This is a genomic window from Clostridium cylindrosporum DSM 605, from assembly GCF_001047375.1.
Taxonomy (GTDB): Bacteria; Bacillota; Clostridia; order Clostridiales; family Caloramatoraceae; genus Clostridium_AB; species Clostridium_AB cylindrosporum.
In genome coordinates this window covers 181569-205198 of record NZ_LFVU01000026.1, presented here as the reverse complement: position 1 = coordinate 205198, position 23630 = coordinate 181569, and the positions used below count along the sequence as shown (strand labels likewise).

19 protein-coding genes and 1 pseudogene are annotated in these 23630 nt (G+C 31.7%); 11 read left to right on the top strand and 9 right to left on the bottom strand.

The window, feature by feature from the left end:
* Positions 1-447 precede the first annotated feature (447 nt).
* Both motA and CLCY_RS07905 read left to right on the top strand, forming a co-directional pair.
* Positions 448-1233 (top strand): flagellar motor stator protein MotA, encoded by a 786-nt coding sequence (motA, locus tag CLCY_RS07910; RefSeq protein ID WP_048570577.1) that lies wholly within the window; start codon positions 448-450, stop codon positions 1231-1233.
* A gap of 17 nt (positions 1234-1250) precedes the next feature.
* A complete protein-coding gene (locus tag CLCY_RS07905; RefSeq protein ID WP_048570576.1) occupies positions 1251-1976 on the top strand; it encodes a flagellar motor protein MotB in 726 nt (241 codons plus the stop codon).
* A 74-nt stretch (positions 1977-2050) separates the two neighbouring features.
* On the opposite strand, the gene CLCY_RS07900 is transcribed toward CLCY_RS07905, so the two are convergent.
* Positions 2051-5167, bottom strand: coding sequence for an MMPL family transporter (locus CLCY_RS07900; RefSeq protein WP_082141755.1), 3117 nt, complete (start codon positions 5165-5167; stop codon positions 2051-2053).
* A 175-nt stretch (positions 5168-5342) separates the two neighbouring features.
* Here CLCY_RS07900 and CLCY_RS07895 point away from each other — a divergent pair, with 175 nt between their 5' ends.
* From CLCY_RS07895 to CLCY_RS13490, 3 genes are all read left to right on the top strand, one after another.
* Complete coding sequence (locus tag CLCY_RS07895; RefSeq protein ID WP_048570575.1) at positions 5343-5906, top strand: TetR/AcrR family transcriptional regulator; 564 nt, start codon at positions 5343-5345, stop codon at positions 5904-5906.
* Between the two features lie 110 nt (positions 5907-6016).
* A complete protein-coding gene (locus tag CLCY_RS07890) occupies positions 6017-6466 on the top strand; it encodes a YsnF/AvaK domain-containing protein (RefSeq protein ID WP_048570574.1) in 450 nt (149 codons plus the stop codon).
* 79 nt (positions 6467-6545) lie between these two features.
* Positions 6546-7247 carry a YsnF/AvaK domain-containing protein gene (locus tag CLCY_RS13490; protein WP_242844955.1) on the top strand — a complete coding sequence of 234 codons (702 nt, stop codon included), beginning with the start codon at positions 6546-6548 and terminating at the stop codon, positions 7245-7247.
* Between the two features lie 75 nt (positions 7248-7322).
* Here the strand turns inward: CLCY_RS13490 and CLCY_RS07880 are convergent, their stop codons facing one another.
* A complete protein-coding gene (locus CLCY_RS07880) occupies positions 7323-8462 on the bottom strand; it encodes a deaminase domain-containing protein (protein WP_242844954.1) in 1140 nt (379 codons plus the stop codon).
* A gap of 71 nt (positions 8463-8533) precedes the next feature.
* Positions 8534-8965, bottom strand: coding sequence for an EamA family transporter (locus CLCY_RS07875; RefSeq protein WP_048570573.1), 432 nt, complete (start codon positions 8963-8965; stop codon positions 8534-8536).
* A gap of 333 nt (positions 8966-9298) precedes the next feature.
* On the opposite strand from CLCY_RS07875, the gene CLCY_RS07870 reads away from it, so the two are divergent.
* The 3 genes from CLCY_RS07870 to CLCY_RS07860 all read left to right on the top strand — a co-directional run bounded on the left by CLCY_RS07870 (position 9299) and on the right by CLCY_RS07860 (position 12612).
* Positions 9299-10228 (top strand): ABC transporter ATP-binding protein, encoded by a 930-nt coding sequence (locus CLCY_RS07870; RefSeq protein WP_048570572.1) that lies wholly within the window; start codon positions 9299-9301, stop codon positions 10226-10228.
* 16 nt (positions 10229-10244) lie between these two features.
* On the top strand, positions 10245-11921 hold the full coding sequence (locus CLCY_RS07865) for an ABC transporter permease (protein WP_048570571.1): 1677 nt from the start codon (positions 10245-10247) through the stop codon (positions 11919-11921).
* Positions 11922-12087: 166 nt separating this feature from the next.
* Complete coding sequence (locus CLCY_RS07860; RefSeq protein ID WP_048570570.1) at positions 12088-12612, top strand: nitroreductase family protein; 525 nt, start codon at positions 12088-12090, stop codon at positions 12610-12612.
* A 47-nt stretch (positions 12613-12659) separates the two neighbouring features.
* On the opposite strand, the pseudogene CLCY_RS14000 reads toward CLCY_RS07860, so the two are convergent.
* The 5 genes and pseudogenes from CLCY_RS14000 to CLCY_RS07830 all read right to left on the bottom strand — a co-directional run bounded on the left by CLCY_RS14000 (position 12660) and on the right by CLCY_RS07830 (position 17714).
* Positions 12660-13348: pseudogene (locus tag CLCY_RS14000) on the bottom strand (ABC-2 family transporter protein).
* 91 nt (positions 13349-13439) lie between these two features.
* A complete protein-coding gene (locus tag CLCY_RS07845; RefSeq protein ID WP_048570567.1) occupies positions 13440-14225 on the bottom strand; it encodes an ABC transporter permease in 786 nt (261 codons plus the stop codon).
* Positions 14218-15222, bottom strand: coding sequence for an ABC transporter ATP-binding protein (locus tag CLCY_RS07840; RefSeq protein WP_048570566.1), 1005 nt, complete (start codon positions 15220-15222; stop codon positions 14218-14220). The genes CLCY_RS07845 and CLCY_RS07840 overlap by 8 nt, the downstream gene beginning before the upstream one ends.
* Positions 15223-15235: 13 nt before the next feature.
* Positions 15236-15943 carry an SDR family oxidoreductase gene (locus CLCY_RS07835; protein ID WP_048570565.1) on the bottom strand — a complete coding sequence of 236 codons (708 nt, stop codon included), beginning with the start codon at positions 15941-15943 and terminating at the stop codon, positions 15236-15238.
* 166 nt (positions 15944-16109) lie between these two features.
* Positions 16110-17714, bottom strand: coding sequence for a family 20 glycosylhydrolase (locus tag CLCY_RS07830; RefSeq protein WP_048570564.1), 1605 nt, complete (start codon positions 17712-17714; stop codon positions 16110-16112).
* Positions 17715-17900: 186 nt separating this feature from the next.
* Here CLCY_RS07830 and CLCY_RS07825 point away from each other — a divergent pair, with 186 nt between their 5' ends.
* From CLCY_RS07825 to CLCY_RS07815, 3 genes are all read left to right on the top strand, one after another.
* Complete coding sequence (locus CLCY_RS07825) at positions 17901-18326, top strand: hypothetical protein (RefSeq protein WP_048570563.1); 426 nt, start codon at positions 17901-17903, stop codon at positions 18324-18326.
* Positions 18327-18638: 312 nt separating this feature from the next.
* Positions 18639-19862, top strand: coding sequence for a sodium/glutamate symporter (gene gltS, locus CLCY_RS07820; protein ID WP_048570562.1), 1224 nt, complete (start codon positions 18639-18641; stop codon positions 19860-19862).
* A gap of 250 nt (positions 19863-20112) precedes the next feature.
* Positions 20113-21885: a 1-deoxy-D-xylulose-5-phosphate synthase gene (locus CLCY_RS07815; RefSeq protein WP_048570561.1), complete on the top strand. Its 1773-nt coding sequence runs from the start codon at positions 20113-20115 to the stop codon at positions 21883-21885.
* 74 nt (positions 21886-21959) lie between these two features.
* Here the strand turns inward: CLCY_RS07815 and CLCY_RS07810 are convergent, their stop codons facing one another.
* On the bottom strand, positions 21960-23366 hold the full coding sequence (locus CLCY_RS07810; RefSeq protein WP_048570560.1) for a glutamate synthase-related protein: 1407 nt from the start codon (positions 23364-23366) through the stop codon (positions 21960-21962).
* Positions 23367-23630: the final 264 nt, after the last annotated feature.

Below are 23630 nucleotides of genomic sequence, written 5' to 3'. Positions count from 1 at the left end.
TTAATGCACAATATGCGATATACTCCATAGTTTTCCTAGTTATTAACTATTCATCTTAAAATTTCTAAAAGTAAAGGACTTACACAAAACCGTAAGTCCTTTACTTTTATATTAAGCACCACTTAACACCCTTGAAATCTAAGGCATTCGATATCATTACATAAATAACTTAAATTAATATAGTATTTTATCAACTATAGCCTCTATCTCCTAAATTAAATCATACGATAAATATAGTAGCTTGTAACTTTATAAGTATAATGAATTAATTTTTAGCAAATGTATTTCATAAATTATAGTAAATAGTTTTATTGTTATAATATTCACTATTTATTATATAATAACTGTTATGTTATTATATGTATATCAGAAACTTGCAAATATATATAAATATCTACAAGTTTCATTTTCATTAAGTACATATTAATTATTTTCGAGAGGTGAACTATGGATATCTTTTTAATTATAGGCTTAATTACAGGTCTTCTTTCAGTTATTGTAGGTATGATTGTAAAAGGTGCAGATGTAGCAGTACTTCTAAACCCTGCTGCAGCGATAATAATCTGTGTTGGTACTGTAGCTGCTGTTATGAACTCTTTCCCTAAGGAGGAATTCCTTAATACTGGTAAACTCTTAGGAGTTCTTTTTAGTGACAAAAAAGGCGATGATCCTGTTTCTTTGATAGAAAGATTAGTAAATATGTCAAAGGAAACTAGAAAAAATGGACTACTTGCCCTAGAAAGTATGATAGAGGGTGTAGATAATAAGTTTATGAAAACAGCCTTAGAAATGATAGTGGATGGTTCAGATCCACAATACGTTAGAGAAGTTTTAAGTGATGAAATTTCATGCATGGAGGATAGACACCGTGCAGGAGCACAGCTTTTTACTTGTGCTGGTAGTAGTGCTCCAACCCTTGGGGTTTTAGGTGCAGTTATCGGTCTTATCGGTGCCCTTGGAAACCTAAATGACACGGAAAAACTTGCACACATGATAGCAGCAGCCTTTGTTGCAACTCTTTACGGTATATTCATCGGTTATGTAGTTTGTCACCCATTTGCATCTAGACTTAAGAGAAAATCTCAAGTAGAAGCTAATAAAATGCAAATAATCCTTGAAGGCGCTATAGCTATTCAACAAGGAGTTAATCCTAATGCTATTGAAAAGAAGTTAGCAACTATGCTAAAACCAAAGGATAGAGCAAGACTAGAACAAAATAGTAGTAATGAATAATAACAAGGAGATTAGCGATGGGCAAGAAAAAACAGCATCATGAGGAACATGTTGATGAAGCATGGCTACTTCCTTATGCAGATATGCTTACTCTTCTACTAGCACTATTTATCGTTATGTTTGCTATGAGTCAAGTAGATAAGGAAAAACTTCAAAAAGCCGCTGAACAATTTAATATTGTTTTTGCTGGGGGTACTGGGGTTCTTGAAAATAGCGGTAGTACAATTACACCGGGTAATACTACAATGAGCCAAATAGTTGAACAGGATAAAATGGTATCAGTTAAGAGTACATTAGAAGAAGAAATTAAAAAAAGTGGACATGCCGACAAAGTAAAGGTAGAACTTAATGGTGAAGGACTATTGATTTCTATGCAAGACACGGTACTTTTTAATTCAGGTGATGCAGAGATACTAACAGGGTTTCATCCTGCACTTACCCAAATCTCTACTTTAATAAAAGGTTTTAATAATGACATAAGAATTGCAGGACATACAGATAATCTGCCAATAAGTAATAGTAAATTCCATTCTAACTGGGACCTAAGCTATACACGTTCTCTAAATGTAATGAAGTTTATGGTTTCTAAAGGTGGCCTTCCTGCTAATAAATTCTCAGTTCAAGCTTTTGCAGAGTACAAGCCTAAGTTTGATAATTCAACACCAGATGGAAGGGCTAAAAATAGAAGAGTAGAAATTCTTATAGTCCGTAATCATCCAACTGACAAAGAAAAAGATAAGTAGAATTATAAATTATAAAAAGAGTTAAGGATTTACATTATCATAGTAATTCCTTAACTCTTTTATATTTTGAGATTTTAGTTTTGTAATATTTGTCTACTATTAGAAGCAGCTTTAGTTTTTTCTTCCCTAGTGGTCAACCTATGATTAATAGATATTAACGCTGGTATAGCAATAGGAAGTAGTACAAAACTTAATACCACAAGTCCTGTTATTATACAAATAGCAAGTTCCATTAATAGATGTATGTTTGATGGATATAGTGTAGCAAAGGTACCACATAATATTACTACCGCAGACATAACTACTCCACCTATATTCTTAGATGCAAGAACTATTGCCTCTGTAGGCTTTAGGTCAGTATATTCTTTATAGCGTTCCATAATAAATATACTGTAATCTACCCCAAGGGCTGCAATTACTATAAATGAGAAGAAAGGTACATTCCATGACATTCCACCTACACCACTAAACAGTTTATCTGTTAGGAATGAAGTTACTGAAATTGCAGTATAGTAAGCAGCCATAAGTGATCCTACTATATAAACTGGAATCCAGAATGACCTTATTACTATTACTAGTAATATAAATATAGATACAAGCACTATAATTTGTGTGAAAACTATATCATGGTTAGCTATGTTGTTTAAATCATTTGTAGTTGCAGTAGGTCCTGCTATACCGTAGCTAGCTTTGGAAAGCTTTGTTCCCTTTAATTGATTTTTAACTAGATTATCCATTTCACCTATAACCTTTATAGCTTCTGATGAGTATGGATCTGAACTTAAGCTTACAGTTATCTTAGTTACCTTTCTGTCCTTTGACATATAAGCATCTAACATTTTATTAAAATCCTTAGCTTTAAAGGCTTCCTTAGGTATATAGAAAGATCTTGAATTCGTTAGCTGATTTAGGAAATCATTAGTTTTGCCTATACCATTACTAACTGATTTTAAACCATTACTACTTTTACCTATTCCATCCTTAAGCTTTGTCATTCCTCCGCTTAAGGTATTAAGACCAGTATATAAAGCTTCCTGGCCTGCCTTTACCTTACCTGCCCCGTCCTTTAACTGTAACATGCTACTAATTACAGTTTTTTGACCTGCACTTCCTTGTCTAAGTCCATTTGCTAAGGCAGCTTCACCTGCTTCTAACTGATTTATCCCTTTAACTAACTGTGATTCACTGCTAGTGTTTTGAATTATAACCTTTAGTCCATCATTTAGCTTATTAAGCCCTGAAGTTAACTCAGAATAATTTGAATTTAAAGAACTTAATCCACCTGATACCTTATCTAAGCTTGAAGAAAGCTGGGAAATAAGTCCACTAAGCTGAGCTACATCTTTATCTCCAGGAAGCTTAGCACCTATAACTGTTAGCTGTCCTTGCATAGCACTTGCTAACTGTTTAATTTGCCCTATAGAACCAGGTAGTGACTTATACCCTTCTCCTATTTGATTATATCCAGATTCAACTCTAGTTAGGTTACTTGAGATTGACCTTAACCCTTTATTAATTGATAAAACTCCTGATTTAAGTTCTGATATACCCTTTGTAAGCTTATCAGCACCATTTGCACCTTGTTCTATCCCTGTATTTATCTTTACAAGACCTTTTGTTACTTCTCCCATTCCATTTTCAATGGAACCTGTCCCATTAGAAAGGTCTTGAACACTTGAAAAGTCTGGTGTCTTCATACTGCTATTTATCTTCTCAAGTCCTCCGTTTATCTTTTCAACTCCATTATTAGTAGAGTCTAGTCCATTTACCACGGTGTTAACTTGAGTATTTGTATAAAAGTTATCTATTGGTTCTCCAGTAGGCTGTGTTACACCGGATACTTGACCTACACCATCTAGCTTCTTTAACTTTTCCGTTAGTGTATCTATAACAGTAAGATATTCATTGTTATTCATAGCCTCTTTATTCTCTATAACTATCGTAGTTGGCATTGCCTTTCCACGTCCGAATTTCTCTGCTATAATGTTAAAACCTTTAACTGATGGAGTATCAGGCCTTAAATCCTTAAGAGTATCAAAGGATAACTTTGTACTATTAAAGAATATTACTGGGGCAATAATTATAGCAACTAATATCATAGATATAGCTGGATGCTTTACACTTGTAGCAGTAACTTTTTCCCATAGTCTACTATCCTTGTGTCCAGCTGCATTTTTTGATGGCCAAAATAACTTCTTACCAAGAAACTTCATTATTACAGGAGTAAATGTTAATATCTCTAAAAGTAGTACAGCAATTCCTATAGCTACTGCATTTGCAGAACGGTATATAGGAAACTGTACAAAACTAAGACTAGCAAATGCTACGAATACAGTTAAACCACTAAATATTATTGTTTTTCCTGCGGTTTTGTAAGTAGTAACAATAGCTTCATCAATACTTAATCCCTTTCCTAACTCTTCCTTAAATCTATTAAATAAAAGTATATTATAATCGGTACCTATACCGAAAAGAATAAGAATTAGGAACATTTGGGTTAACATAGTTATAGGAAAATCAACAGTATCTATTAATATTCCTATTATCCCTAGTGAGCATAGATATGAAATAGCAACTGCAAATAGTGATATAGCGGGTGTTATAAATGAACGGAATACTATCATTAGTACGATTAGTATAAATCCAACTGTTATAATCGCACTTTTATCTACACCCTCAGTTGTTGCAGTGCTATAATCATGATTTATTGGCATTTCCCCGGTTAAATAATGAGAAACCTTAACATCCTTTAGGGCACTATTAAACTCATTAATAATTACCTCTGGGTCCCTATTTCCCTTTTCATAGGTAACTTGAACCATTAGTGTGGTTCCATCCTTAGATGTTAATTCCTTCTTAATTTCAGGAGTACTAAATGGATCAATTATATTATTTATCTTAAGTTGTGACTTCTGCGAATCAAGATTTTTAATGCCTTTTTCAATACTTTTCATATCACTATCAGACATTTTACTGGATTTATTGAAAACAACAATTAGGGATTCACCCTTTGATTCTCCCATTTTGTTTAGCATTTTTGTTGAAATGCTAGATGGAGAATCATTACTTATTGTAGCTTGTCCCTTCTCCTGTAGAATTTTATTAAGATTTGGTTGATTAAATGCAAATAGCACTGTGGCTATTATCCATATCCCAAATACAACCCAAGGTAGTTTTAAAATTTTTCTCATCTCTCTACTCCTTTATCTATAATTTGCCTTTTTAATTTAAGTGAATTATAATATACACAGTGTTCGATTATCAACAGGCAGTTAGTTATATTTTTGTTACTTAGCGAACAAATAACTTTAAAACTGTCTATTATTTTATAAATAAAGTAAAATTTTTAACTTAAAGGAGAAAACCATGAAATCAGAAAAAGAAGATAGAAGGGTTCGATATACGAAAATGGTTCTAGAACAAAGTCTTCTAGATATTATGAAGGAAAAACCTATAAATAAAATTACTGTAACTGATATATGTAAACTAGCAGACATTAATAGAAATACATTTTACACACACTACTCTAGTCCACAGGAACTACTTATACATATCGAAAACAAGTTTTTTGATAAAATCCAATCATCTATTAATAGTGAAGTTAATTGTATTCAAGATATATGTCAACGTATTGTTGAAAATAGTGAACTATGTAAAATCCTTTTTTCTGAATATGGAGATAAAGAGTTTTTAAAAAAACTTATAAACATTGCCTATGATAAAACACTTACCCAGTGGAAGGAAGTTCTAGGTGAAGGTAATTATAATGGAGATGAACTAGAACTACTTTATATTTACTCCATAAATGGAAGTGTTGCAATACTGCAAAACTGGATACAAGGTGGTATGGTAAAAAGCCCAAAGGAAATTGCTTCCTTCATTGATAAAGTAAGTAGGTATGCTTGTAATCCCTTTTTTAATAAAAATTAATTATTAAAATTATAATTCCCTTTTATATGTAGGTTTATGTAGAATAATATACTCTTCCTAAGGGCAATATAATAATCAGTAAAAGATTATTATTTATTGGAGGTGCCTATATGAGCATATTTGGTGGACTTTTCAACAACGACAATGATACTAAAAAACAAAATAATAGTGATAACGCAAAACTTCGTCTTCATAAAGAAGAATTAGATATTAATAAATATAGTGTACAAAAAGGTGAAGTAGAGCTTGGTAAGGAAATTATAGAAGAGCAAAAAACAGTTGAGGTTCCTGTAACACGTGAAGAAATAGTAATTGAAAGAAAATGCATAAACAATGAATCAAGTAATTCATGTATTACTAACGAAGAACCAATTAAAATTCCTGTAAATGAAGAAAGAATAGATGTAGATAAACGTACAGTAGTAACAGGTGAGGTTTCAGCTCATAAGCGTACTATAGAAAGTACAGAACGTATAGACGAAACTCTTAAACGTGAAGAGGTTCTGGTAAACAAAATCGGTAACCCAGATGTAGTTGATAGTAGCAGTAACAACCAATAACCATTAGTAAAACTTTGAACACCTGCGGATCTCAACGAAGATTCGCAGGTGTTTTTAAAAATAAATGGAGGGTAAATATATGACTAAAAGTTCATCAGTTACACATGAAAAGACAGGTATGTCAAAGGATATACTTTTTGGAATGATAATAGGAGGTATTATAGGAATATTATTAGGAGCTCTTCACAGATTCGGCATCCTAGCTATTCCAGCACTATATAATGTATTTTCCTATATCCCTCTTAATGAAATTATTTCTGCAACTTTATTAGGTATTATAATTGGTGGATTTATTGGAGCAATCTTGTCTCTATACTCCCCTGAAAATAAAAACTCTGAGTATAATCAGCAAACAAATTCAAGTAAACAGAAAAAATATATCCCTAGTAAAAGTGCAACCCTTGAAATTAAAGAGGAACAACTTAATATAGCAAAGAAGTTAATAAAAACAGGAGAGGTAAAAATCTATAGAGAAGAATTTACTGAAGAAAAAAGTTTTACTATACCTGTTATACGTGAAGAACTAGTAATTGAGAAGAAAGTTCTTTCTTCAAACAACTCAAAGCTTAAAGATTCTCCTACAGAGACTATCCGTATACCTCTTAGTGAAGAACAAGTTGAATTAACAAAACACAAAGTTGCCCTAGAGGATGTATCTATATATAAACAAAAGATACAGGAAATTAAACACATTGAAGAAACACTAAAAAAAGAAGAAGTTAAAGTTAAGGTTTCAGGATCTCCCAAAGTCACAAACAAAACAAAAGGTGTTAGAGATTGATTTCTATCTCTAACACCTAATATTAAATATATATTTTCCCTTAACTTATAGAAATCTCAGCTATCTCCTCTACTATTATTCACCATACTTCTTTACATATCTTACTTGAACCTTTATACCTGGATGCCTTTTTCGAAACTGATTGATTACTGAATAGCAGCTTGGACATGGTTTCCATTTGCTATATAAAATAAGACTACCTTCATTCTTCAATGATTTCTCTTCTATTTGTCTGTGTATTTCTTCAAATATCTTTTTTTCACTATCATTAACTCTATCATATCCTATTCCTAGTTTACCTAACTTATTAACTTTACTACTTTTAAAGTTTGCCTTTTCTAGTGGTGGTGCACTGCAATAATTTATTATCTCATTACTTCCACTGATTGCCCTAAATTCTTTTTCATCATATACTGCTACTGCTATGTTTATAGAATCCTGCAATGCTTCACTTTGATGTATTTTATATGCGTCTGATTCTTCTTCATCCACATTTATATATTTGTGTATATTCTTAATTAAACGCTGCATTCTTGGTATGTTATTGTTTAGATAATCATGATACTGTACAGTACCCCTCTTTGCTGTAATATATTGATGGTTTACTTTTTTAGGTATTTCTATAGATATTGTTTTAGTTCTAGTTCCAGTATTATATGTTTCTTTTATCTCTTCCCCCTTAATAATAACCATCTTCTTTAGTAATTCAATATCCTTTGCATAAAGGTATTCCTTATCTAATTCCTTTTCCAAATCTCTTAGTTTAATTTTATCTTCTTCACTTATTACTCTAGATACTTCACTTGCTACTTCTTCAACAGTTCTTAGCAAATCATCAACATTATCTTGAACACTGGGTTCTCGTTCATATTCAATCCTATCTACAGTTAATGTTTTTATTTTACTTATTTTCTCCCATAACCTATTATGTTCATTCTCAAATAATATCATTTTCTTTATGTAGTCAATTAAGTCCATAATATCATTTGCCCTATAGGTAATCTCATCCTCACTAATGCATGTATATAAACTCTCTACTACACTATTATCTACCTTAAATATTTTTGCAACTTCCCTTTTAAAACCTTCTTCATCAAGTTCATTTATCTCATATCCTTCTTTTTTCAATTCACATTTAAAGTCATTTAAGCTACTTATTTTTATCCGTTGTTTCTTTCTTTTATTCGAAAGAGTATTCTTCTGTATTGCATTCACCTCATTACCTTATTATGTCTACTTAAGCTTTTATGAAGCAGGTCCTTTTATTTATTAAATAATATTACACATTAATGTAGGTTAATTAAAATTAGTCCAATAATACAAAATACAATACCTGAAACTTGATACATTCCTATAATCTCTTTATAAAACAATGTACCAACTAAAACTAGTAAAATAGCAACAGAAATACTTGCTACAATAGAACCTTTGCTTATATTCCATCCTACACGGTACATATAAATATAGCCTATTTCTAGTCCTACAATCACTAATCCTAAAATATAGGTAGTCCAATTTAATTTATTTATATCCTTAAGTACATCACTAGGTTTTGAAATAATAAAGTACATTAAAACTGAAACAATAGCACCTACAACATATGTTACTGTTAATGATAAAAATGAATTTATATTGTTAGGAGTATTCTTCGCTGTTATATGATAAATAAGATTAGATAATATCACTAAAACAAGTGGAAAAAAGTAATTAAACGTCATCTCAAGTCTTCCTTTCTAAGTATAATGTCACTTTTATGTAAGTCTACTTAAAAAGTATATCTAATATAAATAACTTTTTAAACCTAATATAAAACAAAGTTTTAAACTTACATCCCTTATATCTCCTCTTACTCATGGCATAAATCTAAACACCTATGAAGAATATTAAAGAAACTTATAGCGGTAAAATGCCTATATTTAGAAAAACTATATAAAATATGAAGAAGGCTATTGAATTTTTCATTCTAGTATGATATGTTTTAGGTGTACTAATTCAACTAGTACATTAATACTAGTATTAAATATAATATTTATAAATAAGAAGGTGAATAAATGAAAACAATACTTGAATTAAAAAATGTTAGTAAAATCCTTAGTAAGAAAAGAGTTGTAGATAACATAAGCTTTAAAATTAGCGAAGGAGAGATATTCGGCTTCCTAGGACCTAATGGAGCTGGGAAAACTACTACTATCAAAATGATTACAGGGCTTTTAAGCATAGATGAGGGCGAAATAATTATAAATGGTAAGAATGTAAAAAATGAATTTGAAGCTGCCCTAGAAAATGTTGGGGGGATAATTGAAAACCCTGAAATGTATGGTTATTTATCCGGAATGGACAACCTTAAACTTTATGCTAATATGCACGGAAACATTAGCATAGAGAGAATTAATGAAATAGTGAAATTAGTAAAGCTAGAAAATAGAATTAACAACAAGGTTAAAACATACTCACTAGGTATGAGACAAAGACTTGGTGTTGCACAGGCGCTACTACATAGGCCAAAACTTTTAATACTTGATGAGCCTACAAATGGACTTGATCCTATGGGAATCAAAGAGCTTCGTCAAACTCTAAAGAACCTATGTAAAAGTGAAGGACTTTCTGTACTTGTATCTAGTCATCTTTTAAGTGAAATGGAGCTTATGTGTGATAGGTTTGGAATAATAGACCAAGGAAAAATTATAGATTTCAAGACAATAGGTGACCTTAAAAAGGATAAATCACAAAGTATAAAAACCTTTCTTCTTGATGTTGATGACTCTGATAAAGCGATTAAACTTATTAAAGAATTTAACAACACTAATGTTTCTAAGTGTGATGATGGAATTTTAGTTAAGTGTACTAGAGAGGAGACTCTGGAAATTAACAAGCTTTTAATTAGTGAAGGAATAAATATTTATCCAGGTTCTGTTGTAACTAAAACACTTGAGGAAGAATTTATGGAAGTTACAAAGGGTTCTAAAAATCAAATTATATAGAAGGGAAGGGTTAATTTTGTTAAAGAAGCTTTTAAATCTAACAAGAAATGAACTTACTAAACAATATAAAAAAATAAGTATTAAAGTAATAATAGCAATTACTTTAATTTTCGCATTAGCATTACCTCTAATATTAAATTCTACTAAGAATAACGATAAAAATTTCATGATGAATAGCCACAAATATAACTTAACTAGTATAGAATCTAGAATTGCTGAATTATCAAAGATTGATAAAACTGAAAACAAAATTGAAAAGGCTTTTTTAGAAGCTGAAAAGGAATCTGTTAAACTAAGCATTGATAATAATTTAGATTATCATGATTGGAGAAACAACGAGGTACTATCTTACTCACAAATATCAAGTAAAATAGTTATAATAAATAGTATTTTAAATGGGATAAATGAAAATATAGTAATGACTAATGCATCTAAAAGCGCTAACCCTATTGAAGCAGAAGAACTGCAAAGTTACTTAAAACTATCAAAGGAAGAGTTAAAAAGTAAAAAAGATGCTTTAACTAAGGAAAAGGAAGAAATTAAAAAGACTATTAAATCAAATGATTATATAGCTTATGTGAAAAAATCTATAAAAAATAGAGATTTAACAATAAAGAATACTAATACTGAAATAGCAAATCTTGAAAAGAAGCTAAATACTAATAAAAAAGAGATTTCAAATCAAATTGCTTCACTTAAAGAAAACTTAAATACAGAAAAAAGCTTACTTAAATTAGATGAATATAGACTAAAAAATAAAATTACATATGAGAAAGATAACTGGAGAAGCAATACCTTAGAAGAAATGTCATCAAGTATTAATGCATTAAATACTCCAATGATGTCAAAGGAAGAGTTTAGAAAGAACCCTCCTGAGTACATGGGCATGGGAAAAACATATGAAGACTATAAGCAAATTTATAGTGAAAACAAGAAGAAAAATCAAGATAACATTAAGTTAGGATGGTATAGCCTAAACAATAATATCCCTCAGCTAGACTTTGATAATGGTGCTAGGGGAATGACTAAAGCAACATATGAACTATTTATTATGTTATCTGCTATTATATCAATAATAATTGCAGGAGGAATAGTATCATCAGAGTTTTCTAAGGGAACTGTTAGACTTCTACTAATAAGACCAGCTTCAAGGTTTAAGATTCTTCTATCAAAGCTTGTATCTGTTTTCTTAATTGGTTATGGTGTAATGTTTTTAAGTATTTTAGTTCTTGTAATATCCGGTGGATTTGTAATGGGATTTGATAGCTTATCCATAAATGTACTTTCTGTTGTAGATGGAAATGTTGTAGAGAAAAGCTACTTTATGTACCTACTTTCTAACATACTTTTCTCAAGTATCAGTGTTATCTTTGTAATATCACTATCTTTTATGATATCAACTATAGTAAAAAGTACTGCACTTTCTGTAGGACTTAGCTCAATACTATACCTAGGTTCACTACCTATAACATTTATAATTGCAAACTTTAAGCTTGGGTCAATAACAAAGTTTGTACTTGGATATATTAACCTATCAATATTTAAGTTAATTCCTGAGTTCGCTAATATGATGAAGGGTAGCTTCGGAGTTACACTTGATGTTAAATCTGGAGCAATTCAGCTTGCAGTATTATCTGTGATATTTATAGTAGCAAGCTTTATTACATTCCTTAAATCAGATATCAAAAACTAATATATTAAGTAGGGGTAGAGATATAGGTTTCTCTACCCCTTTCAATAAAATAAATGTGTACAAATTTTTGTATGATACCTATGAAGACCTTGAAAAAATCTACGCCACTTATGCTATAATTATTTTTAATATTTTAAGGGATTTAATTTTATAGGAGGTTTTTAAAATGATTGAATTATTAAAATCAAGAAGAAGCATAAGAAAATATCAAGATAAAGAAATAGAAATGGAAAAAGTAGATACACTTTTAAAATCTGCACTTTTAGCTCCATCATCTAGAAGCAAAAGACCATGGGAATTTATAGCTGTTACAGATAAAGAGCTGCTTAAGAAACTATCCCAAAGTAAAAGGCATGGAAGTCAGTTTCTAGAAGAAGCACCACTGTGCATAGTAGTAATTGCAGATACGGAACGCTCTGACGTGTGGATAGAAGACGCTTCTATTGCAGCATCTATAATACATATTACAGCACATTCTATGGGACTTGGTTCATGCTGGATTCAAACTAGACAAAGATTTAGTGAAGAAGGAATGTCAGAGGACTATGTAAAGAACCTGTTTAATCTTCCTGATACTTATGCAGTGGAATGCATTATAGCAGTAGGCTATCCAGCTGAGGATAAAAAGGCCTATGAAGATAATGATTTACTGTATGACAAGGTTCACTTTAACGGTTTTACTAATAGATAGGTGAAACATTTAAGGACTTACTACATTTTAGTAAGTCCTTTTTATATTTAAGATCCTGTACTTTGATATTTTGTAAGTCCTTTTTTCCAAAGAACTAAGGCTAGTGCAATAATTGCTACTGATACTAAAACAGGTGCTATAAATATAGTAATATCACTACCTTTAAAGTAGCTAACTGGAATAAATCCAACTATAAATAAAGGAAGTATAAAGGTAAATAAAACATTTATAGCATTTGGATATATTGTAGCCGGGTATTTAGAAAACTCACATACATTGCTGATTATCTTTATAGCTGCAAAAACCTCTGTTGTAAAAAACTTATATAGCAAAATATGATAAGTAAGGCTCCCATAACTAAAGACCCTATAAAGCTAGTAAGAACTAAAACGAAAAACTCCGCAATACCAAAACCTGCACCACTAACCCCTATAAAAAGAATTATGAGGTCAACTATTATACCTGATATCTTAGTAAACAGCATACCTTCTAAAATTAGAAACAAAAGCTCATTTATCGGCTTAAGTAGAATAATATCAAAATGTCCTCTCTTTACATAATAATCAGGAAAATAAGTTAATCCTGAAAATATAAGCTTATAAAAGTCTATAGCAAGACTTACAGAAAAGGACAATATAGCTGTCTCATAAAGACTCCATCCATTAAGCCTTGGAATCTTATCAAATATAATATATAAAAACAAAATATTCGTAACCTGAACCACCAGTGAGGACATTATCCCAGTGAAAAAGTCTATTCTATATTCATAACAGGATAAAAACTTTACCTTTATTATCTTCATAATAATTTTCAAATAATTTTTCATACTATCCACCTAATATTGAATTCTTTTCAAGTCCAAGTTTATATATTCTATCGGAGAGAAATTTCAATATAAATATCCACATCACTTGAAATAAAATATTATACACTACTTCTTCTCCGGATATTTTACCTAGGTATATATTTAAGGGAATAGAAAATCCCGACTTAAATGGAAGTACCTCTATAACTGTTCTAACGCTACCTGGCAGTAGGCTAAGTGGAACTATACTTCCCGAAAGAAACATAGATACGCTTTGATATGCTATAACTATGCCAACTACACTAGTTGTAAAAAAGCTAAGTTGTCCAATTATGAAGTTTAGATAGAAAACCACAACAAATCCTAAAGCTAAACTTATTATAAATGTGAGTATATTGTAAGGTAGCATTACCCCTAAATAAAAATATCCTATAATAAATAGTGGAAGTCCCATAAATATACCTGTGATAATCCCATCTCCTATATTATAAAATAAGTAGTAATAGTCTATGGATATAGGTTTAGTCATTAATGAAACTATGTCTCCTGTCCTTACGTCCTTTGACAGGGCATTAGATACTGAACTTGGCATTACCCCTGATAATGAAAATGATACTATTATATATGTTATAAATTCCAGTCGTGAATAGCCTCCAATTACATTTCCACCATTATCAAACACCGCATTCCATATATAGTAGTACATAAAAACTTGAATGAGTCCACCTATAATATATAAAATGACCTTTGACCTATAGACTGTGTTTTCTTTAAAGCTCATAGCTATAAGCTTCATATACTTATTCATTTTTCCCCTCCCTACTTTGAAATAGCTCATAAACAGCTTTCTCAAATTGAGGCCTTATAATATCAATGTCTATAACCATATCTCCATAGGTTTTAAGTGCATTATCTATTATTGAAATATGACTTGTTATGTTATTATTGAAATTAATTAATATACTATTCTCACCGCTTAACTGGGCTCCTGTGACACCTTTTAAGCTAGTTAAATTCTCTATTTCTAATTTACTAATATCCTTTGAAAACTTAATTTCTATTGAATATAACTTATCAAATTCCGTAGCTAAGCTATCCTTATCACCATCATACTTAACTTTACCCTCATCTATAAGTATAACTCTTGAGCAGATCCTATCTATATCAGAGATATCATGGGATGTAAACATAACTGTTGTATTGTTTTTTTGGCTATCGTATTTTATGAACTCCCTTACAGAATTCTTTATAACTAAATCAAGTCCAATTGTAGGCTCATCTAAAAATACTATCTTAGGTTTATGAAGATAGTTTAGCGCAAAGTTAGCCTTCATTCTTTGTCCTAGTGAAAGCCTTCTTACGTGCTTATTGTATATTTTATCAAGGTCAAAGCACTCATTTAATACATTTAGTTGTTTTTTAAATTCACCTTCTGGTATTTCATATATACTTTTGTTAAATTCAAAGGTATCCTTAACTGTTAAATCCCAAAACAATTGATTTCTCTGACCAAAAACCACACCTATTTCTCGAGCTAGCTTTTTTCTCATTTTAAATGGATCCATATTGCAAACAGATATATCTCCACTTGTAGATGATAGTATTCCTGTAAGAATCTTTACAGTAGTTGACTTTCCCGCTCCATTAGTACCTATATAGCCTACTATCTCACCTGCTCCTACTTCAAAGCTTATGTCCTTTATAGCCTGAGCCTCTGTTTTCTCTTTAAATATGTATCCTCTAATACCAGAGTATTTAGGCTTGTATACCTCATAATTTTTTCTTAAATTACTTACTTTTATCATAATTAATCATTCCTTATAAATCTAATTTCCACCCAAGGTCATCATGATAAATCATCTGTTTTGTCATACCTCCATCGATGCAAATATCTTCACCTGTAATAAACCCTGCTTTATCACTACACAAATAAAGAACCATATTTGCTATGTCTATTGGATTTCCTACTCTACCAGCAGGATGTTGGTATGCGTTTGCATCATCATATACTGTAAATGAATTGTCTATCCAACCTGGGGATATTGAATTTACACGTACCTTCCCAGAAAAACTCACTGCTAAAGCATGTGTCAAAGCTGATATGCCCCCTTTAGCTGAAGTATAACTTTCTGTATTAGGCTGACTCATCCTATCACGGGAGGAAGATATGTTTATGATGCTTGCACCTGGTGTAAAATGCTCAGAAAAAAGCTTTGAAAGCATAAATGGCGCACTAACTCCTACACGTAGCACATAATTAAAATCATCATAGGAACAGTCTAATATTCCGCCTTTACTAAGCATTGCATTGTTTATTAGGCAATCTACTCTTCCATAATCTGAAATCACCTTTTCAGCAAATTCTTTAAGTGTTCTTTCATCAGCTATGTCACCTAGGAAGTATTCATTATTATCCTTATCAATTGTACAAACTATTGCTCCAGCTTTTCTAAACTCATCACATATAGTTTTACCAATCCCTGTAGCTCCACCTGTGACAACTACAACTTTATCTTCGAATTCCATAAACACCCTCCAAAATTCTATAGTTATTATTAAGTCTTAACTTTATCTTCATTATATCAAAATTATACTAGTTCATTTGTATGATAACCCTAATTATTCCTGCTAGGATATATCAAAATAAAAACAGTCTGATAAATACTTTCTTCAGACTGTTTTTTAATTATTCTTATTTAGTTCCCCATATACTACTATCGTTGTAGTAATTTATTCCTTGGTTTTTCATTCTTTCACCTTGCTTTTCCAGTCTAATCTTATACTCATTCCAATCTCTAGAGGCTTTAGGTGTCCAGCCTATTTCAGCATAACCTAATAATCTTGGATATATCATATAGTCCATAGCCTTTACATCAGCAATTGTTTCTGTCCATAATGGTGCTTCTACACCTAAAACTAATTCCTTTGGAGCATAATCAGTAGGATCCCATTTATATGCAGTTTCTACTGGAATGTACCCTGCCCAGTTTAGTCCATATGGTGTATTTTCATTATATTTCATATCTAAATAAGCCTTTTTCGCAATTGATATAATCATCTTCATATTTTTTTCTCTAGCTACTGTATTTGAATCCTTCCAATTTTGAAGTACTACACTTGAATCTATTGTAGAGGATGTATCAATTGGGTCCCAACCTACTGGAGTTTTTCCATACTTCTTAACTATTTCAGATACCCTACCTACAAAATAATCATATTCTGGCTTTTTAGTAGCCTCTGCCTCATCTCCTCCTATATGAATATATTTTGAAGGTGATATTTCAGAAACTTCCCTAATTACATCATCAATAAATGCATATGTTTTTTCATCACGTGTCATAAAAGAACTAAATCCTACCTTTGTACCTGTATATAAAGGCTTCTTTTTACCATCTGGATTTAGAAATCCATAGGAAGCTAATGCTGCATTGCTATGACCTGGCATATCAAACTCAGGAATTATTTCCACATATCTCTCAGATTCATATTTAACTAAATCTTTAAATTGCTCCTGTGTATAATACCCTCCAGGTCCACCACCAACCTGTGTACTTCCACCTATAGTGGTTAAGTCTGGCCATTTTTTTATTTCTAAGCGCCATCCTTGATCGTCGCTAAGGTGTAAATGAACTTTATTTATTTTGTACTGAGCTGCATGATCTATTTGACGCTTAATTTCATCTACAGTAAAGAAATGTCTAGCTACATCAATCATTAATCCTCTGTAACCATATTCAGGCTTATCATCTATTGTTGAAACTGGAATACTCCATTCCACATTAGTAACTACAGCACTTTTCTCAATATCAGGTGGTAGTAGCTGTCTTAATGTTTGAACTCCCCTTGAAAGTCCCTCTGGCTTATATGCAATTATTTCAACCTTTTCAGGAGTGGTTATAACTCTATACCCTTCATTGCCCATGCCTTCTTCTCCTCCTACAGTAGTTAAATAAATACTACCTGCTGGAGGATTATCTCCTTTAATAATATTTAGCTCAAAACCTGTTGAAGGCTTTAATTTTCCTCTTAAAAATTCTGCAATTTTCCTAATTTCTTCTGTTTCTTTTTCGCTATTTCCCTTTACATAAATTAAAGCATCTTTTTTTAGTATAAACTTACCTGCGCCTTTTTTATAACTTAAAGGCTTTGGGATAATATCATTAATGTTTTGCGCTTTAAAAGTTGCTTGTGTTTCACTGTTACCTTTAAAATTTATTGTGAAAGAACCTACTATAACTCCTATAAGTAAAATAATTATTAATATAAACTTTAAATTAATACTAGATACCTTTTTCATTTGTTCACCGCCTTTATATATTTAAAACTATAACTTCCCTACAATCCTTGTTATTATTTTATAACCTAAAGTAGATTATTTATACTTTAAGTAACTTGGAAAAAATACTGCATATTATAATAACTCTATGGAGAAAATATTATATGAATATGACATAATGTCATTAGAATATGAGAGGTGATTTCTTTGAAAATAAAGTGCTTTTTTGAAGGATTTAAAAATGCTAACCAAGCTGTAAGAGAACTGAAAAGCACTGGATTTTCCAATGCTTATGTAGATATAAATGATCACTATGTTACTGGAAATGTAACTACGAACATGGCTGGTACACAAAGTGCACCTAACCTTTCTGGACTTGTATTAGGATCAGAGAGGAATGATGATCCTAACCCTCTTTTAGCCGCAAGTCCTATGGCTAGTGGAATGGGAGGATTCGAGGAAATAGCAGATGTTAATTGCTGTGTAATTGTTGAGACAAGTGAAGCTGATGCTGAAAAAGCAATTCAGGTTCTTAAGAGTCTTGGAGGAGAACTTGATAATCCTAACTTTAAAATACCTAAGGGACTAGAAAACGTATCTATAGACGACATTATATCAAACATGGAGATATAAAAAGCATTAACTTAAGGAATACTATTCAAAGGCTACATGTATATTAAATACATGTAGCCTTTTTAGATTAATATCATAAATTTAAACCTTTAATTGACTTTACATTAAAAATGAATTATTATACAGAATGTCGAACTTATAAATTATTTGTCTAATATAGTCAGACCAAGACAATAATACCCTATTATTCATATAATAACATAGCGATATAGTTCTATACACTACACCTATAATAGGCTTTTATATAGAACTAAAATCTTAGGTTATTAAAATGATTCAAAAAAATTTTCGTAGCTTTTAGGAGGCTTTAAAATGACAATTCAATTAGATATGATTCAATCTATGGGATTGGCTGTAATTTTCCTTTTACTTGGTAAGGCAGTTAAAAGTAAAGTTAGTTTATTCTCTAAATACGCAATACCTTCACCGGTAATTGGAGGACTTATATTTTCAATTATCCATATGATTCTAAGACAAAGTAATGTTGCTTCATTTGAATTCAATACAACATTACAAACATTTTTCCAAATTATGTTCTTCTGTACTATTGGATTTAATGCAAGCTTAAAGATGCTTAAAATCGGTGGCAAGAAAGTACTTATATTTCTACTTATAGCAGCGGTTTTTGCAGTTCTTCAAAATGTAGTAGCTGTTGGACTTGCTAAAGTCGTAGGAATTAATCCACTTCTAGCACTACTTACTGCATCTCCAGCTTTAACTGGTGGACATGGTACATCAGCAGCTGTAGCACCTAGCATTGAGGCCCTTGGATATCCTGAGGCTCTAACAGTAGCTTTAACAGCAGCAACATTTGGACTTGTAGCAGGTTCTCTACTTGGTAGTCCTATGGCAAACCGCCTAATTATCAAGGATGATCTAGTAAATAAGAAAAAGACTGAGACTTCTGAAGATAATAATATTGATTTATCCCTTGTAGAAAATAAGAAAACTACACTAGATACTAATAAATTTAGCATGGCTTTCTTTCAAATAATAATAGCTATGGCTCTTGGAACTTATTTAACTACTGCTTTAAATCAATTTGTTGGACAATGGGTTACTGGAGTAGCTTTCCCTTCATATATAGGGGCAATGCTTGTAGCAGCTGTTATAAGAAATATCTCTGACAGCTCAAATCTTTTCAAAACTCATATGCAAGAAATTGAAGTAATTGGAGAAGTATCACTAAACCTATTCCTAGGTATGGCACTTATAACACTAAAGCTTTGGCAGTTAATAGATCTAGCGCTTCCAATGCTAGTTCTGCTTTTAGCTCAATGTATAATGATGTACCTTTATGGTATGTTTGTATCCTATAGAATTATGGGAAGAAACTATGACTCCGCTGTAATGGTAGCAGGTTTAACTGGATTTGGAATGGGTTCTGCATCAAATGCAATGGCAAATATGAATTCAGTTACTGAAAAATACGTATATTCAAAGACTGCATTTTTCGTAGTACCAATAGTAGGATCATTGTTCATAGACTTTATAAACATTGGAATTATCTACGGATTTATCGGATTTCTTTCTTAATTAAAAAAGCATATACAAATCATAAAACCCTGTAACTTAAAAAGTTACAGGGTTTTTCACAATATATTATAAATAAAAATATATTGACTTAGAGTTAACTCTAGGGGTTATACTCTTTGATATAACATAAACAGAATTCTTCAATCAGTGGGGTTTTTAACTCACACTTAGAGGTCGTTATCCAACATCTTAGCAGTACTAAGCTATGGGATAACATACTTAATTACATATTTATATAAGGAGGACTTATATGGAACTAAGCATATTAAACAATATTAATGAACCAAGTGACTTAAAGTCTTTATCAAAGGATGAATTAAACTTATTATCAAGTGAAATAAGAAATGTATTAATCAAAAAGGTAAGTTCAACTGGAGGACACTTTGGGCCAAACCTAGGCATGGTAGAGGCTACTATAGCACTTCATTATGTATTTAATTCTCCAGTAGATAAGTTTGTTTATGATGTTTCACATCAAACCTACCCACATAAGATATTAACTGGACGAAAGGAAGCATTTATAAATCCTGAAAAGTTTGGAACTGTTGCAGGATATACCTCACCTAAGGAAAGTGAACATGATTTCTTTACAATAGGTCATACATCAACTTCAATAAGTTTAGCCTGTGGACTTGCTAAAGGTCGTGATGTTAAAGGTGGCAATGAAAATATAGTAGCCATAATCGGAGATGGTTCTCTAAGCGGTGGAGAAGCATACGAGGGACTAAACAACGCAGCGGTACTTGGAAGCAACATAATAATATTAGTAAACGACAATGATATGTCTATAGCAGAAAATCACGGAGGACTATATCAAAACCTAGCTTTACTTCGCGAAACTGAAGGAAAAGCAGAAAATAACTTCTTCAAAACATTAGGACTTGATTACTATTTCATTAAGGATGGAAATAACCTTGAGTTATTAATAGAGATCTTTGAAAAGGTTAAGAATATAGATCATCCAGTAGTAATTCACATGCAAACTATAAAGGGTAAAGGATATGAAGATGCAGAGGTAAATAAGGAATCTTTCCATTGGGTAATGCCTTTTGATCTAGAAACCAAAGAACCTTTAGTAAAGTTTGAATCAAGTGAATCCTACACAGATATAACAGGTAAGTTTCTACTTGAGAAAGCTAGAAAAGATAAAAGCATCGTAGCAATAAATGCAGCAACTCCAGGTATAGTTGGAGTAAATCCAATTAGATATGAACTTAAAGACCAATATGTAGATGTTGGTATAGCTGAAGAACATGCAATAGCGCTTGCATCAGGTATAGCAAAAAGAGGGGGAAAACCTGTAGTATCATTCCTAAGCTCATTTATACAAAGAACCTATGACCAACTATCTCAAGACCTTGCTATAAACAATAACCCAGCATTGATTATGGTTCATGGAGGTGGAATCACTGCTTCAGATGTAACTCATCTAGGAGTATTTGATATCCCACTAATATCAAACATACCAAATATCATATACCTCGCTCCAACTACTAAGGAAGAATATATTGCAATGATGGAATGGGGTATTGAACAGGATAAGCATCCAGTGGCTATTCGTGTTCCACGTATGAATGTAGTTTCAACTGGAGATATGGTTAAAGCTGATTTTAGTGAACTAAATAAATATGTAAAGGTTGAAGATGGAAATGAGGTAGCTATTCTTGGACTTGGCTCATTCTATCATCTAGGAGCAAAGGTACATGAAAGATTAAAAGAAATCGGAATAAATGCTACACTAATAAACCCAAGATTTATAACTGGAGTAGATGAAGAACTACTAACAAGTCTTCTAGACAACCATAAGGTAGTAATAACATTAGAGGATGGAGTACTTGATGGTGGATTCGGTGAAATGATATCAAGATTCTATTCTGATAAAGATATTAGAGTGCTAAACTTTGGTGCTACTAAGGAATTTACAGATAGCGTATCACTTGAAGAATTATATAAGCGTTATCACCTAACAAAGGATTTAATAATAGCTGATATAAAGAAAGTCTTAGAGGATATAAAACTTTAGATTAACACTACTACTAATACTGTATATAAAAATATGAAGTTAGAGAATTTAATCTAACTTCATATTTTATTTCCCTATGCATGATTTATATTTGTAAACTCTGAAATTTCCCTGTTAATTGTACATAGGTCATCAACATTCATATGGTGTATGTTATCATGTCCAGTTATTCTAGCAAATGTAGCAAGTTCACCTAATGAACAATTTAAGAAATTCCCAACCCTTTTAGCTGCAACATCTACTTTTAGTCTTTTTCTAAGTTCAGGATCTTGAGTTGCTATTCCAACAGGACACATACCTGTTCCACAAATTCTATACTGCTGGCAAGCCGCTGCGATTAGTACAGCAGATGCTACTGCAACTGCGTCTGCTCCCATTGCTATAGCTTTTGCAAAGTCAGAGGATACCCTGAGTCCCCCTGTTATTACAAGAGAAATATCTGAACCTACAGAATCTAAATACTTTCTTGCTCTATATAAAGCATATATTGTAGGAACACTAGTAGAATCACGAATTATCTTAGGGCTAGCACCTGTTGCACCGCCTCTTCCATCTATAGTAATAAAATCTGGCTCTGCAAATACACAGTATTCCATATCCTTCTCAATACGTCCAGCTGCAATTTTAATACCAATTGGTCTTCCATCAGACTCTTCACGAAGCCTTGAAACAAGCTCCTTTAAATCTTCTTTTGTATTAATACTTGGGAATTTAGAAGGGCTTATAATGTCTTCACCTATTGGTTTATTTCTAATCTCTGATATTTCCTTAGTTACCTTATTACCTGGCAGGTGACCACCCATACCTGGCTTTGTTCCCTGACCTATTTTAATTTCTATTGCATCTGCATTTTGTAGGTTTTCCTTTGTTACACTATAAAGATTCGGTACATATTCAAATATATACTTATATGATTCCTTCATCTCCTCTGGTAGAATCCCACCTTCACCACTACACATTGCAGTTTTAGCCATTGCACTTCCCTTTGCAAGAGCTATTTTAGTTTCCTTTGATAATGCTCCAAATGACATATGAGAAATATAAACTGGATTTTCTAATATCATTGGTTTCTTTGCATTTTTCCCTATTATTGTTGTAGTGCTAACAGGAGCATGTTCCTCTAGTGGTGGCGGATTTAACTGAGCTCCTAAAATCAAAATATCATCCCAGCTAGGCATTGTCATCTGTGTTCCCATTGCCTCTATAATAGGCTCTCCAGTCACTGCCATCTTATGTATCTCTGACATATATCTACACTCTTTATCCACGCGTTCATAGTCCTTTGGATATGACAGATCTATTTCATTTTCAGATACTACATCTGTAACCTTATCTATCCCTTGCACAGCATTGTCTTCTATTTCTTCAAATACACTTCTTGGCTGCTTACAAATAGGACATTCTGTTATTTGTGAAAATAGCTTTTCTTGTTTATATTCGTCGTGAATATATCCACATACACTACACTTATATACTGCCATAATATATCCCCCTATATTTAATTTTCATTATATTACTTCTTCATTTTATATGTACTAATAAATTCTGTTATTAATGTTATTATTTCTATTTTAACACAATCACTATCCAATGGAATAATATAGAAATATGGTCGTTTTTGTATGAAAGATATGTATATTCCAAAGCTGTATTCTTCATAGTGCCCATAGTATGCTTATTATTCATACACTTTATAAAGCATGAAGCCCTGGGATTAAAAAATTACAGGGCTTCTAATTATATAT

Coding starts and splice junctions, on each gene's coding strand:
- motA (WP_048570577.1), top strand. CDS start 448: ATGGATATCTTTTTAATTATAGGCTTAATTACAGGTCTTCTTTCAGTT.
- CLCY_RS07905 (WP_048570576.1), top strand. CDS start 1,251: ATGGGCAAGAAAAAACAGCATCATGAGGAACATGTTGATGAAGCATGG.
- CLCY_RS07900 (WP_082141755.1), bottom strand. CDS start 5,167: ATGAGAAAAATTTTAAAACTACCTTGGGTTGTATTTGGGATATGGATA.
- CLCY_RS07895 (WP_048570575.1), top strand. CDS start 5,343: ATGAAATCAGAAAAAGAAGATAGAAGGGTTCGATATACGAAAATGGTT.
- CLCY_RS07890 (WP_048570574.1), top strand. CDS start 6,017: ATGAGCATATTTGGTGGACTTTTCAACAACGACAATGATACTAAAAAA.
- CLCY_RS13490 (WP_242844955.1), top strand. CDS start 6,546: ATGACTAAAAGTTCATCAGTTACACATGAAAAGACAGGTATGTCAAAG.
- CLCY_RS07875 (WP_048570573.1), bottom strand. CDS start 8,965: ATGACGTTTAATTACTTTTTTCCACTTGTTTTAGTGATATTATCTAAT.
- CLCY_RS07870 (WP_048570572.1), top strand. CDS start 9,299: ATGAAAACAATACTTGAATTAAAAAATGTTAGTAAAATCCTTAGTAAG.
- CLCY_RS07860 (WP_048570570.1), top strand. CDS start 12,088: ATGATTGAATTATTAAAATCAAGAAGAAGCATAAGAAAATATCAAGAT.
- CLCY_RS07845 (WP_048570567.1), bottom strand. CDS start 14,225: ATGAATAAGTATATGAAGCTTATAGCTATGAGCTTTAAAGAAAACACA.
- CLCY_RS07840 (WP_048570566.1), bottom strand. CDS start 15,222: ATGATAAAAGTAAGTAATTTAAGAAAAAATTATGAGGTATACAAGCCT.
- CLCY_RS07835 (WP_048570565.1), bottom strand. CDS start 15,943: ATGGAATTCGAAGATAAAGTTGTAGTTGTCACAGGTGGAGCTACAGGG.
- CLCY_RS07830 (WP_048570564.1), bottom strand. CDS start 17,714: ATGAAAAAGGTATCTAGTATTAATTTAAAGTTTATATTAATAATTATT.
- gltS (WP_048570562.1), top strand. CDS start 18,639: ATGACAATTCAATTAGATATGATTCAATCTATGGGATTGGCTGTAATT.
- CLCY_RS07815 (WP_048570561.1), top strand. CDS start 20,113: ATGGAACTAAGCATATTAAACAATATTAATGAACCAAGTGACTTAAAG.
- CLCY_RS07810 (WP_048570560.1), bottom strand. CDS start 23,366: ATGGCAGTATATAAGTGTAGTGTATGTGGATATATTCACGACGAATAT.